Annotated in this window: 13 protein-coding genes; 5 read left to right on the top strand and 8 right to left on the bottom strand. The window is 59.4% G+C overall.

What is annotated here, in order from left to right; translation table 11 throughout:
• The 5 genes from mltG to fabD form a co-directional block, all read right to left on the bottom strand.
• Entirely contained in the window at positions 1-1221 is a 1221-nt protein-coding gene (gene mltG, locus EYD00_RS03805; protein ID WP_004441060.1) for an endolytic transglycosylase MltG, read from the bottom strand.
• A gap of 363 nt (positions 1222-1584) precedes the next feature.
• Positions 1585-2847, bottom strand: coding sequence for a beta-ketoacyl-ACP synthase II (gene fabF, locus EYD00_RS03800; RefSeq protein WP_004441057.1), 1263 nt, complete (start codon positions 2845-2847; stop codon positions 1585-1587).
• Between the two features lie 244 nt (positions 2848-3091).
• Entirely contained in the window at positions 3092-3328 is a 237-nt protein-coding gene (locus EYD00_RS03795) for an acyl carrier protein (protein WP_003502080.1), read from the bottom strand.
• 350 nt (positions 3329-3678) lie between these two features.
• Positions 3679-4416, bottom strand: a complete 738-nt coding sequence (gene fabG, locus EYD00_RS03790; protein WP_004441046.1) for a 3-oxoacyl-[acyl-carrier-protein] reductase — start codon at positions 4414-4416, stop codon at positions 3679-3681.
• An 85-nt stretch (positions 4417-4501) separates the two neighbouring features.
• On the bottom strand, positions 4502-5446 hold the full coding sequence (gene fabD, locus EYD00_RS03785) for an ACP S-malonyltransferase (RefSeq protein WP_004441044.1): 945 nt from the start codon (positions 5444-5446) through the stop codon (positions 4502-4504).
• A gap of 224 nt (positions 5447-5670) precedes the next feature.
• On the opposite strand from fabD, the gene EYD00_RS03780 reads away from it, so the two are divergent.
• From EYD00_RS03780 to rplI, 5 genes are all read left to right on the top strand, one after another.
• Complete coding sequence (locus EYD00_RS03780; protein WP_004441042.1) at positions 5671-6714, top strand: aldo/keto reductase; 1044 nt, start codon at positions 5671-5673, stop codon at positions 6712-6714.
• A gap of 288 nt (positions 6715-7002) precedes the next feature.
• The gene (rpsF, locus tag EYD00_RS03770; protein ID WP_004441041.1) at positions 7003-7434 is read left to right on the top strand and encodes a 30S ribosomal protein S6; all 432 of its coding nucleotides are present in this window, start codon (positions 7003-7005) and stop codon (positions 7432-7434) included.
• A 13-nt stretch (positions 7435-7447) separates the two neighbouring features.
• A complete protein-coding gene (gene rpsR, locus EYD00_RS03765; RefSeq protein ID WP_003502063.1) occupies positions 7448-7696 on the top strand; it encodes a 30S ribosomal protein S18 in 249 nt (82 codons plus the stop codon).
• A gap of 145 nt (positions 7697-7841) precedes the next feature.
• Positions 7842-8816, top strand: a complete 975-nt coding sequence (locus tag EYD00_RS03760; protein ID WP_004441038.1) for a hypothetical protein — start codon at positions 7842-7844, stop codon at positions 8814-8816.
• Between the two features lie 14 nt (positions 8817-8830).
• Positions 8831-9406 carry a 50S ribosomal protein L9 gene (gene rplI / locus EYD00_RS03755; protein WP_004441037.1) on the top strand — a complete coding sequence of 192 codons (576 nt, stop codon included), beginning with the start codon at positions 8831-8833 and terminating at the stop codon, positions 9404-9406.
• A gap of 109 nt (positions 9407-9515) precedes the next feature.
• On the opposite strand, the gene EYD00_RS03750 is transcribed toward rplI, so the two are convergent.
• From EYD00_RS03750 to EYD00_RS03740, 3 genes are read right to left on the bottom strand one after another with little or no spacing between them, the layout of a single operon-like run.
• A complete protein-coding gene (locus EYD00_RS03750) occupies positions 9516-10583 on the bottom strand; it encodes an HlyD family secretion protein (RefSeq protein WP_034496251.1) in 1068 nt (355 codons plus the stop codon).
• A 19-nt stretch (positions 10584-10602) separates the two neighbouring features.
• A complete protein-coding gene (locus tag EYD00_RS03745) occupies positions 10603-12345 on the bottom strand; it encodes an MFS transporter (RefSeq protein ID WP_004441033.1) in 1743 nt (580 codons plus the stop codon).
• The gene (locus EYD00_RS03740) at positions 12342-12797 is read right to left on the bottom strand and encodes a MarR family winged helix-turn-helix transcriptional regulator (protein WP_004441032.1); all 456 of its coding nucleotides are present in this window, start codon (positions 12795-12797) and stop codon (positions 12342-12344) included. Before EYD00_RS03740 ends, EYD00_RS03745 begins: the two co-directional genes overlap by 4 nt.
• Positions 12798-12911 lie beyond the last annotated feature (114 nt).

The following is a 12911-nucleotide window of genomic DNA, read 5'->3' as shown; positions in this document are numbered from 1 at the left end:
TTAGTTATTGGCCGGTTTTTCCGCCTCTGCACCACCGGGCTGACCATCCACGACAACTTCGGGATTCGCTCCGGCAGCCGCCTTTTCGGCCTCGATTTTGCGCCACCGGCGCACATTGGCATTGTGCTCGTCCAGCGTCTTTGCGAACACATGACCGCCCGTACCATCGGCCACGAAATAAAGATCATCCGTGCGCCATGGGTTGGCAACCGCCTCCAGTGCGGCCCGGCCGGGATTGGCGATGGGCGATGGCGGCAGGCCCTTGATCACGTAAGTGTTGAACGGCGTCTGTTTCTGGAGATCCGATTGATAAATCGGCCTATCCGAAGGTTTACCGTCACCGCCGAACAGACCATAGATGATCGTCGGGTCGGATTGCAGACGCATGCCCTTTTTCAGGCGGTTGTAGAAGACCGAGGCAACATGGGCGCGCTCGTCATCCTTGCCTGTTTCCTTTTCGACGATCGAGGCCAGCGTCACGAACTCCTCGACGGTCTTGATCGGCAGGTCGGGATCACGCCGTTCCCAGATCATGTCGATCAGCTTGTCCTGCGCCGCGCTCATCTGATTGATGATTTCTTCGCGCTTGGTGCCGCGGGTGAAGCGGTAAGTATCCGGACGCAGACTACCCTCCGGTGGCAAGGTGGCGGGAAGTTCACCATCCAGAACCTCGTCGGCAGCAAGGCGGGCGAACATCTGCTTGACCGTCAACCCTTCAGGCAGCGACACGGAATAAAGGATCGACTTGCCCGATTCCAGCAGCATCAGGATGTCCTTCATCGATGCGCCGGCCTTGATCTCATATTCGCCGGTCTTCAACGTCTGGTCCTTTTGCAGATAGCTGCCGGCCATCAGACGGAAAACGCGTGCGTTGGAAATGATGTCGTTGCGCTCGAGATTATTGGCGATCTCAATGAGACCGGCACCATTACGCACGGTGAAATGTGTATTCGTTTCAAGCGGCCCCGGCTCCTGAAACGCATTGATCATGTAATAAAAGGCGGCGATCGCCAGGACGCAAACGGCAACGGCAAGCGTCATCAGGAAGTTCAGGAAGATGACAAGCTGGCCATGGGCCTTGCGGGAGCGCTTCGGCGGCGCCGGCACCTTTTCCGGCCGCAAGGCTTCCGTCGGGGATTTCGGAATGATCGGACCGCGATTGCCTTCGCCCGCGCCGTTTTGTCCGTATGGTCCCTGGCTGTTCTGGTTCGTGTCGCTCACCGTCGGTCCTTTTCAGTTCGGCGTTGTCAGCGCTTTTTGCGCAGGTAATGCGGCAAAAACAGGTTCGGAATGGCTTCCTGCACCACATAAAGACACCGTGAAGCCTTCTTGTTCTGCCTCACGAATATCACCTCGGACAAAGCCGATGGGGGAAAGATACCTGTGGTCCGAAATCGAGCAGACCGGCAAACTCTCCCAATCAATGACTACAATATCGGCGCGAAAACCGGAATGGCTTTCGCAAGCCGAACCACGTTCTTCTAAGGAAAGAACATTCTTTTAAAGCGTCCGGCAGGAGAGCGCCGCACCGCCGGGGACGGTATGCGGCGCGGACGCCATCGCGACGGCCACAGCCGCCGCGACTTACGCTTCGTAACGGCGCAGCACGAGGGAGGCGTTTGTGCCACCGAAGCCGAAGGAATTCGAAAGCGCCACATTGACCTGCCGCTTGCGCGCCTTGTGCGGCACAAGATCGATCTTGGTCTCGACATCGGGATTGTCGAGATTCAGCGTCGGCGGAACGATGTTGTCGCGGATTGCAAGCGTAGCGAAGATCGCCTCTATGGCGCCCGCCGCACCGAGCAGATGGCCGGTGGCCGACTTGGTGGAAGACATGGAAATCTTCGAGGCCGATTCGCCGACAAGACGCTCGACAGCTCCAAGCTCAATGGTATCGGCCATGGTGGATGTGCCGTGGGCATTGATATAGTCGATATCGTCAGGCGTCAGGCCCGCCCGCTTCAGCGCCATCGACATGCAGCGGTAGGCGCCTTCGCCATCTTCGGACGGTGCCGTGATGTGATAGGCATCACCAGAAAGGCCGTAACCGACCACTTCCGCATAGATCTTCGCGCCGCGCGCCTTGGCGTGCTCCAGCTCTTCCAGAACGACGATGCCAGCACCCTCGCCCATGACGAAACCATCGCGGTCGCGATCATAAGGGCGCGAGGCTTTTTCCGGATTGTCATTGTGCTGGGTGGAAAGGGCCTTGCAGGCCGCAAAACCGGCAAGCGCGATGCGGCAGACCGGCGATTCGGCACCACCGGCGACCATGACATCGGCATCGCCGAGCGCGATCAACCGGGCGGCGTCGCCGATAGCGTGCGCGCCGGTCGAGCAGGCCGTCACCACGGCATGGTTCGGTCCGCGCAGCTTGTGGCGGATGGAAACCTGGCCGGATACGAGATTGATCAGGCGGCCGGGAATGAAAAACGGGGAAATGCGACGCGGGCCCTTGTCACGCAGCGTATAACCGGCCTCGACGATGCCTTCCAGACCACCGATGCCGGAGCCGATCAGAACGCCGGTTGCGATCTGGTCTTCGTCGGTTTCAGGATGCCAGTCTGCATCAGCAAGCGCCATGTCGGCGGCAGCCATGCCATACAGGATGAAGGGATCGATCTTGCGCTGTTCCTTGGGTTCCATCCAGTCATCGGCATTGAAGGTGCCGTTGGAACCATCGCCCACGGGAATGCGGCAGGCGATCTTTGCAGGAAGGTCTTCGACTTCGAATTCAGTCACGAGACGGGCGCCGTTCTGGCCGGCCAACAGCCGTTCCCAGGTCACTTCCGTTCCACATCCAAGAGGAGATACCATGCCGGTACCGGTGATAACGACACGCCTCATCGCCAATGCTCCGCCCTTATCCAAATCATCGGTCTTCTGCGACATCGGGCACCACGGGGTGTTCACGCAATGGCGCAGCATTTCAAAATCACGGCATGAGAATCGCGGCTACCGTTCCGGGCCGTAACCTCATGCATCGCCGGAAACGAGCACCTGTCGGAGCACGTGCCACCGGCCGATAAAACATTGGCCCGGACAAGCCGGGCCAAGACGGGAGGATATTGCACCTCCCCATGCGGGTCGATCAGGCCTGGGCCTTCTCGATGAACTTGACAGCGTCGCCGACGGTCAGGATCGAATCCGCAGCGTCGTCGGGAATTTCAACGCCAAATTCTTCTTCGAAAGCCATGACCAGTTCAACGGTATCGAGCGAATCAGCGCCCAGATCGTCAATGAAGCTGGCGCCTTCAACAACCTTGTCGGCGTCAACGCCAAGATGATCAATTACAATTTTCTTTACGCGTTCTGCGATATCGCTCATGTCGGTTTCCTCGACCTTTATTTTGAAGGGAATGCCTCGCGGCACCCTGCCCTGTTAGAAGCCCTCATGCGCCGTTCAAATCCGGCACTGCGGGCAAACCCGTTCAACCCGGTCCAAGCTAGACATCGTCACGCAAAATCGCAACGGCTTCCTGTCTCTCCGGGACGACTGTTCACAGTCTTGGCCCGCTTAACATGGTTTCAATCGGTCGAAAAGCCTGAAAACGCGCTAAGCACAGCGTATGACAGGCAATTTCGCCGAAAACCGGTCAGCGGGGCCTTGCGGCGCCAGCTACCCAAGAAGGTGCTTAAACAGCGCCGCAATCCTTTTCATGACGGACTTACGTGCCGTCAGATCATCGCCATGCCGCCGTTGACGTGCAGGGTCTGGCCGGTCATGTAGGCCGCTTCGTTGGAAGCGAGATAAAGCACGGCAGAGGCGACTTCGGCACCCGTGCCCATGCGCTTCATGGGAATGGCGCCCATGATGGCGTCTTTCTGCTTGTCGTTGAGCTTGCCGGTCATCGCGCTTTCGATGAAGCCCGGGGCTACGCAGTTGACGGTAACGTTGCGGGTGGCGATTTCCTGCGCCAGCGACTTGGAAAAGCCGATCATGCCGGCCTTGGAGGCGCAATAGTTCGCCTGGCCGGGATTGCCGGTAACGCCGACGATGGAGGTGATGTTGATGATGCGGCCAAAACGGCGGCGCATCATCGGATGCGTCAGCTCGCGCGTCAGGCGGAACATCGCCGTCAGGTTCACTTCGATGACGTTATCCCAGTCTTCGTCGCTCATGCGAACGAACAGGCCATCCTTGGTGATGCCGGCGTTGTTGACGAGGATATCGACGCCTTCCAGCTCGGCTTCAGCCTTTTCACCGAGTGCCTTGACCTCGGCGCGGTCGGCGAGGTTGGCCGGGAAAATCTTGACGCGGTCGCCAAGTTCCGTCGCCAGCGCCTCAAGCTTTTCAACGCGGGTGCCGTGCAGGCCGACAGTTGCGCCCTTTTTGTGCAGAAGGCGGGCGATTTCTTCGCCAATGCCGCCGGTCGCGCCGGTTACGAGGGCCTTGCGGCCTGTCAGATCAAACATGTCCTATTCCTTCTTTAGAGCTTCGGACTGAAAATGGTGAGCGTTGTTGCGCCCTGAGGAATGCGGCTGCGGGAGAAATCCCGCCTCAGCCGATAAGCGTGGCGAGAAGCTGATCGATATCGGCAGCACCGTTGACGGCAACGCCATTCACCGTCTTGTCGATACGGCGGGCAAGGCCCGTCAGCACCTTGCCGGAACCGATTTCGTAAAGCTGGGTCACGTTGTTGGTGGCAAACCATTCCACCGTCTCACGCCAGCGCACCTGGCCCGTCACCTGCTCGACCAGGAGGCCGGCGATCTCATTGGCGTCGGAAACGGGGGCGGCACGCACATTGGCGATGACAGGAACGACCGGATTGTGCTTTTCGACTTTGGCCAGCGCCTCGCGCATGGCTTCCGCCGCCGGCGCCATCAGCGCGGAGTGGAAGGGAGCGGAGACCGGCAGCATGATGGCGCGCTTGGCGCCCTTTTCGGAAGCGATTGCCGCTGCCTTTTCGACAGCCGCCTTGCTGCCTGATATAACCAGCTGGCCACCGCCATTGTCGTTGGCGATCTGGCACACGCCGAGAATGCCAGCCTCGTCGCAAATGGCGGAAACGGCATCGTGCTCAAGCCCGATGATTGCGGCCATCGCGCCCTCACCCACCGGCACGGCGGCCTGCATGGCATTGCCGCGGATGCGCAGAAGACGGGCGGTATCGGCAACCGAGAAAGTACCGGCGGCACAGAGCGCCGAATATTCGCCGAGGGAGTGGCCCGCGACATAAGAAACGGTATCGGACAGTTTTAATCCGCGCGCCTCAAGAACGCGCATGACCGCCATCGAGACGGCCATGAGGGCCGGCTGGGCATTGGCCGTCAGCGTCAGCGTCTCTTCAGGGCCGTTCCACATGATGTCGGAAAGCTTCTGGTCGAGCGCTTCGTCGACTTCCTGAAACACGGCGCGTGCTTCCGGATAGGTATCCGCCAGCTCCTTGCCCATGCCAACAGCCTGGCTTCCCTGACCGGGAAATGTGAATGCAATACCCATGGGATGTCGTCCTTCTTGTCTGGCCTTGCCTTTATTCTTGTCGACTTCCATTCACATTCCCACCAGCGAAGTCAAGGCTTGAGGCCGCCTGCCGGCCCGGTGTGAGGGGTTTTGTCGTGCTGTTTTCCCCTTTCTTTTCATCATATTTTTTCTTGCACTGCGGCAATTCCCCATTACTTTCACACCACCTTCCAAACTATCTGGCCAAGCACCGGGACATTTCCATGAAACAGAGACTATTGGGCCGCACGGATATTTCCGTGTCTGAAATCTGCCTCGGCACCATGACATGGGGCACACAGAATACCGAAGCCGAAGCGCATGCGCAGATGGATTACGCCGTCGAAAACGGTGTGAATTTCTTCGATACGGCAGAGCTTTACCCCACCACGCCCGTTTCCGCGGAGACCCAGGGCCGGACGGAAGATTATATCGGCTCGTGGTTTGAAAAGACCGGAAAGCGCGATCAGGTCGTGCTCGCGACCAAGGTTGCCGGCTCAGGACGCGATTACATTCGTGGCGGTCGCGATATCGACGCAGCCGCGATCCGTGAGGCTGTCGATACCAGCCTCCAGCGCCTGAAGACCGACTATATAGACCTCTACCAAATCCACTGGCCGAATCGCGGCACCTATCATTTCCGTGGAGCATGGAGCTTTGACGCTTCCGGTCAGGACACGGCGCGCACGCTTGCCGAAATTACCGAAAAGCTGGAAACGCTCGGCGAACTGGTAAAGGCCGGAAAAATCCGCGCCATTGGCCTTTCCAACGAAAGCGCCTGGGGCACGCAGAAATATATCGACATCGCCGAAGCCAAGGGCCTGCCGCGCGTCGCCACGATCCAGAACGAATATAACCTGCTCTATCGCAGCTTCGATCTGGACATGGCGGAAGTCGCCCACCATGAAGATGTCGGCCTGCTCGCCTATTCACCGCTGGCAGCAGGGCTGCTGACCGGCAAATACCAGAACGGCGCCCGTCCCGCCGGTTCACGCGGAACCATCAACAAGGATCTCGGTGGCCGTCTGCAGCCGCTTCAGGAAGCTCCGGTAAAGGCCTATCTGGAGCTTGCCGCCGCGCATGGTATCGACCCCGCAAAGCTCGCCATTGCGTTCTGCCTGACGCGCCCCTTCATGGCCTCCGTCATCATCGGCGCCACCACGATAGAGCAGCTGAAGGTTGATATTGCGGCAGCGGATGTCACTCTTTCCGAGGACGTGCTGACGGGCATCGCAGCCATTCACCGGCAATATCCAATGCCGATCTGATGATCGAGCGGCGCGCTTTTTCGCCTCTGCCCTTGCATTCCGGGCAAAAATCCGTATAAGCGCGCTGTTCACAACACCCGGTCCAATTGGCTGGTGGCTGAACGGAGGGCTGGTTCCGGTCACGGAACAGCAGGAACCATAAGGTTTTTCCGGCCTCCCGTGTCTCCGCTCTCGACCGTCTCGAACAACGCTTTTCTTGCTTTAAGGCTCACGCCTTTTCAGGAGCAGTCGTTGAGGCTTAGCGCCGTTGCCGGGTGAAGGACGAAACGCAAGAAAGGCAAAGCTTAAATGGCTCTTTACGAACACATCTTCCTTGCCCGGCAGGATATTTCTGCCCAGCAGGTCGACGCACTTGTCGAGCAGTACAAGGGCGTTATCGAATCGTTCGGCGGCAAAGTCGGACGCATCGAGAACTGGGGTCTGAAGTCCCTCACCTACCGCATCAAGAAGAACCGCAAGGCTCACTACGCTCTCATGGACATCGACGCTCCGGCGGCCGCCATCCATGAAGTCGAGCGCCAGATGCGCATCAACGAAGACGTTCTTCGCTACATGACCATCGCCGTCGAAGCCCACGAAGAAGGCCCGTCCGCGATGATGCAGAAGCGCGACCGTGACGACCGTCCGCGCCGCGATGGCGACCGTCCGGACCGTGGCCCGCGTGAAGATCGTGGTCCTCGCGAAGACCGTCCGCGCCGTCCGCGCGAAGACCGTGCATAAGGAGAATTGACCAATGGCTGACGCATCCTCTTCCCAGGCACGCCGCCCGTTCCACCGCCGTCGCAAGACGTGCCCCTTCTCCGGCGCCAACGCTCCGAAGATCGACTACAAAGACGTACGTCTCCTGCAGCGCTACATTTCCGAGCGCGGCAAGATCGTTCCTTCCCGCATCACGGCCGTTTCCCAGAAGAAGCAGCGCGAACTCGCCCAGGCGATCAAGCGCGCCCGTTTCCTCGGCCTGCTGCCCTACGTTGTAGCGTAATGAATTGAAGCGAGGCTGCGTTTAACGCGGCCTCGCTTTTCCAGATCCTTCCGCGTTGGGCGCGGATCGATACTCTAAATCCCATGTTGGGGATGAGGCTCTCACGAGCGATCCTCTAACTGCTTAGTTTCAGCAGGACAGCGAAGTGCAAAAGTTGAACCAGACAGTGCTGATCTCCGGCGTTCTCGCCGGCATATGCGCCGCGTTTTTAACGCTTGGCGCAACGGCACAGTCGTCCTTTTCTTTCCTGCTCTATGCCGGTTCCGCCATGCCGATCCTGATCGCAGGCATGGGCTGGGGTAATCGCGCCGCCATCGTCGCCATCATCACCACCGCCATCATCGGTGCGCTGGTCATGTCGCCGCTGTTTGCGCTGACCATCGCGATCTTCACGCTGATCCCGGCGGGCTGGCTTTCGCATCTCGCCAATCTGGCGCGCCCGGCTTCCGAAATCGGCGGCCCGGATGATCTGCTTGCCTGGTATCCGCTCTCCGGCATCGTGCTGCACCTGTGCATTCTGGTTTCGGTCGCCGTCGTCATTCTTGGCTGGATGATCGGTTACGGCCCTGATCTGGTCGCGCGCATGGTCGATATCATGATGACCTCGGTGCAGAACCGCGAACCGCTGTTCGAACCCAATGCAGAGGCGCTGGCGCAAACGAAATCGCTGCTGGTGCTGATGCTGCCGATCGTTCAGGGCGGCCTCTGGGTCATCCTTCTGTTTGCGGCCTATTATTTCGCGACCCGGCTGGTCGGCTCTTTCGGCAAGGGCCTGCGCCCGCGTGAGGACATTCCCTCGGCACTGCGCATGCATCGCAACGCGATCTTCATTTTCCTGGCCGGCATTCTCGCCATGTTCCTTGGCGGCGTGGCGGCCATGATCGGCGCGGTCATCTGCGGCACCTTTGGCGCGGGCTTCCTGATGGCGGGTTATGCCTCGCTGCACAAGCGCGCCCGCGGCAAGGACTGGCGCCTGCCGGTCCTCATTCTCGCATATCTCTCGGCGGTCTTTGTCTTTCCGCTGTTCATCATTCTCGTGTTCGGCCTCAGCGACGTGCGCAGCACGATCTCCCTGACGCCGGCGCGGAAAACCGACACTACGAACGAAACCAAACCATAGAAAGGATCAAGAAGATGGACGTTATTCTTCTCGAACGCATCAACAAGCTCGGCCAGATGGGCGAAACCGTCAAGGTTCGCGACGGCTATGCCCGTAACTTCCTGCTGCCGCAGGGCAAAGCGCTGCGCGCCAACGCCGCCAACAAGACCCGTTTCGAAACCGAGCGCGCAACGCTCGAAGCTCGTAACCTCGAGCGCAAGTCGGAAGCCCAGAAGGTTGCCGAAGCACTCGAAGGCAAGTCCTTCATCGTTGTCCGTTCGGCTGGCGAAACCGGTCAGCTGTACGGTTCTGTTGCTGCTCGCGACGTCGTTGAAATCCTGGCTGCCGAAGGCTTCAACATCGGCCGCAACCAGGTTGAGCTGAACACGCCGATCAAGACCATCGGCCTGCACAACGTTACCCTGCACCTGCACGCCGAAGTCGAGCTGCAGGTCGAGCTGAACGTTGCCCGTTCGGCTGAAGAAGCAGAGCGTCAGGCCAAGGGCGAAAGCCTCACCTCCGCTGACGCCATCTACGGCGTTGACGAAGACGCGCTGCGTCCGGAAGACTTCTTCGATCCGGAAGCTGACCGCGACGGCGACGACGAGTAAGATCTGGCCTAACGGTCAAAGGAAAACCCCGGATGGCGACATCCGGGGTTTTTTGTTTGCGTGGTCTGAGTTTGCAGAGGGGTTATCCCTCCGCAAACTCAACGCCAGACTACCTCGCCGCCGTCTCCGCCCCATCGGGCGCCTTGCTCTTGTCCACATGCACCACCACAGACATGCCCGGCGAAAGTTCTGCCGCCAGCGGCTGATCCGCGTCGATGGTGATGCGCACACCGAGACGCTGGGCGATTTTCACGAAATTGCCGGTCGCATTGTCGGGCTTGATAACGGCGAATTCCGAACCCGTGGCGGGCGAAAAACGCTCCACATGGCCGGTCAGCTTCCGGCGATGCAGCGCATCGACGGAAATCGTCACAGGTTGGCCGACCTGCATGCCCGCAAGCTGGGTCTCCTTGAAATTGGCGATAACCCAGACATCATGCGGCACAACGGCCATCAGCTGCGTGCCGGCGGTGACATATTGGCCAGTGCGCACGCCGATTTCGCCGAGCCTGCCATCCACGGGCGCACGGATTTCGGTGTTGGCGAGGTCGATCCGGGCAAGCTCGACGGCCGCTTCGGCATTTGCGACCGCAGCCTGCAGCGAACTGCGGTTAACGATGATGGTCTGCAGATCCTGCCGTGAAACCTCAAGGGCGGCTTTCGCCTGCGAGAGCGATGCCCGCGCCTTTTCCAGTGCGGCATGGGCTTCTTCCTGAAGGCTGGAAGTTCCCACGCCGCTTTTTATGAGATTATCCTGCCGGTCGGATGCCAGTTGGGCCTGTTTCAGCGAGGCTTCGGCGCTGTCGACCGCGGCCTGGCTGGAAAGAATATGGGCATTGGCTGCATTTTCCTGCTGGCGGGAATTATCGAGAGCCGCCTTTTGCGTATCGAGCGTTGCTTCCGCCTGCGCCTGTTTCTGGCGATAGATACGGTCATCAATCTTCGCCAGCAAAGCACCCTGCTTCACCTCCTGATAATCCTTCACCGGCACATCCACGACATATCCGCTGACCTGCGGGCTCATGGTCGTGACGTAACCGCGCACGAATGCGTTGTCGGTCATTTCCACGGTCGAGAGAAAGGGCGGCAGCCGCCAGGCGTAAAGCACGAGCGCAACACCGGCGAAACCGCCGAGCAGCACGAGAATGGAAACGGGAGTAAAAAACTTCTTCAACATTTTGGCACTCTTGGAAGGTTCAAGACTGGGGGGCCGGTGCGGCATCGATGTCCTCCGGGAAAAGGAAGGGGCGGATGCGCAACCATGCGAGGTGGATCAAAAGCGCGGCCAGCGCCAGCGCGGAAACGACGGAGATGAGCAGGAACGTGTCATTATAGGCAAGCACATAGGCTTCCCGGCTGACTTGCTGGCCAAGCAGCGACAATCCCTCCGCCTTCAGCAATGCCGGATCGGTGATGACATGGCTGTAAGCACCGGAAAGCTGGGAGACACGCTGGGCAACGAGAGGGTTGGTGAGCAGGATGTTCTCCACCAGCACATTGGAGTGGAATTTCTCCCGCAGCGTTACGAAACTGCCGAGCAGGCCCGTCATCAGCATGGAACCGGTGATCTGCGTAAACAGGAAGATGGTGATGAAGTTCACCAGATAAGGCGCACCCCGTGCCAGTGCTGCGCCGAAACCCTTCGCCATGACAGGCGGCAGGAACATGGCCGCACCGAAGGCGATCATCATCTGGCTGAGATACATCTGTTCGGGGCGGGTGAGGTTCGTCGACTGGCTGTCCATAAAGGAACCAGTCGCGATCAGTGTCAGCGCAATGACATGGGCGGTTTCGACATATTTCGTCAACATCAGCCATGCGCAGGCCGCCCCGCCAAGAATGGTGGCAAGCAGCACGAGGGCATAAAGCATGGTGGTCTGGTCGTTGAGCAAGCCAAGCTGCTGATAGAAGCTGACCGCGGTGGAGGATTGTTCCGACGAGACCGCCCGGTAGACAAGCAGGACGGCAATGGCGTGCAGGTTGGTTTTGGAGAAAATCCAGCGCAGGTCGAGCAACGGGTTCTTACGCGGCAATTCGATGAAAGCCATCAGTGTCAGAAGCGCGATGGATGTCGCCAGCAGCGCGCCAAGCCACCAGGTTTCGAACCACCAGTAGAACCGGCCGAGCGTCAGCATGACTGCAAGGCAACCGAGACCGCCCGCAAACAGGAGATAGCTGAGGATATCCATACGCTCGATCACCTTCGCACGCGGCGGCGGTGTGACCTTGAGGACGTAAATCATGGCGAAGGAAATCAGCGCAAAACCGACCTCCATTGAATAAAGGGCGTTCCAGCCATCGATCGCCAGCAGCGAGGGTGACACCATGCGCGCAAGCGGCGCCGACAACAGCGTACCTGTCAGTGCAATGCTGAATCCCAGCGAGAATTTTCGCGCGGGCGGAAAGGCCTCAAGAATATAGAGAAAGCCGAGCGAGGAAATCGGCGCGGCGGCCATGCCGCTGACGAAGCGGATGACGATGGCCGAATGCAGGTCCGTCACGAAGAGGTTGAGGCAGGAAGCAACCACGAAGGCGATGATCGAAAGTTCGGCGAAGGGCCGCAGGCCATATTGCGCGCGCACCTTGAACAAGGCGATGGAAAAGGTGGCATAGGGTGCCATATAGGCAGCGGATAACCAGGCGACCTCGGCCACCGTCGCCGAAAACTCGCCCTGCAGCTGGTAGATATTGGCCATGACGAGGTTCATGCCGAGGCCCTGCGTAATGAAAAACGACAGGCCTGCAAAAATGAAACACAGCCGCAGCCACAATGGCCGCTCCACCGGCTGAGGTGCAGCTGCGGCAGACGGAGCCTGCGTGCCGCTCCCGGCGCCGGCGTCCGGTGATTGAGCCGGGCCCGTCGTCTCTGTGGGGCCATTGGCGGGCCTGTCCTTTTCGGCGGCGTCCGACGCTGCCGTTAGCGGTAAAGAGGTGCTCACGATTGCGCCCTCCCCGCTGCAAGATTTTGCAGATTGGCCGAAAGCCGCCGCATGACATCCAGCGCCATTGCCAGCTCCTGCGAGGAGATATCGGCGGCGATTTCCGAACGCAGCGACTTTGCCATTTCCTGCACCGTCTGCGAGGTTTCTTCGCCCTCCGCCGTCATGTGAATACGTTTGGCACGCCGGTCGTTCTCATCGGATCGGCGTTCGATGAGGTTCTGCTTCTCCATGCCATCAAGCACTCGCACCAGTGTCGGCGTCTCGATTTCCATTTCCTCCGCGAGCTCCGTCTGCGTCAACGGTCCGCGCCGCGAGAGCGCGAAAAGCGCACGCGCACGCGCCAGCGTCAGCCCGCTTTCCCCTACCCGCGCATCGAAAAACGCGCGCAGTTTGCGGGTGAAAGCGGAAACTTCATCGAGAAGCTGTTCCTTGTCGGTCTCGCGGGACATGTCAGCAAGCCTTATAATTAGTACACTACTTATTTTCTGCCTATTTATTCGTAAGGCTGACGATTTTCAAGTTTCTTTCGTGCCGGGTCTGCCATGCGGTAAACTCATGGCGGC

This window comes from Agrobacterium sp. 33MFTa1.1, assembly GCF_004328495.1.
Taxonomy (GTDB): domain Bacteria; phylum Pseudomonadota; class Alphaproteobacteria; order Rhizobiales; family Rhizobiaceae; genus Agrobacterium; species Agrobacterium pusense.
The sequence above is the reverse complement of the archived record's forward strand: the minus strand, read 5'-3'. Positions and strand labels throughout refer to the sequence as shown.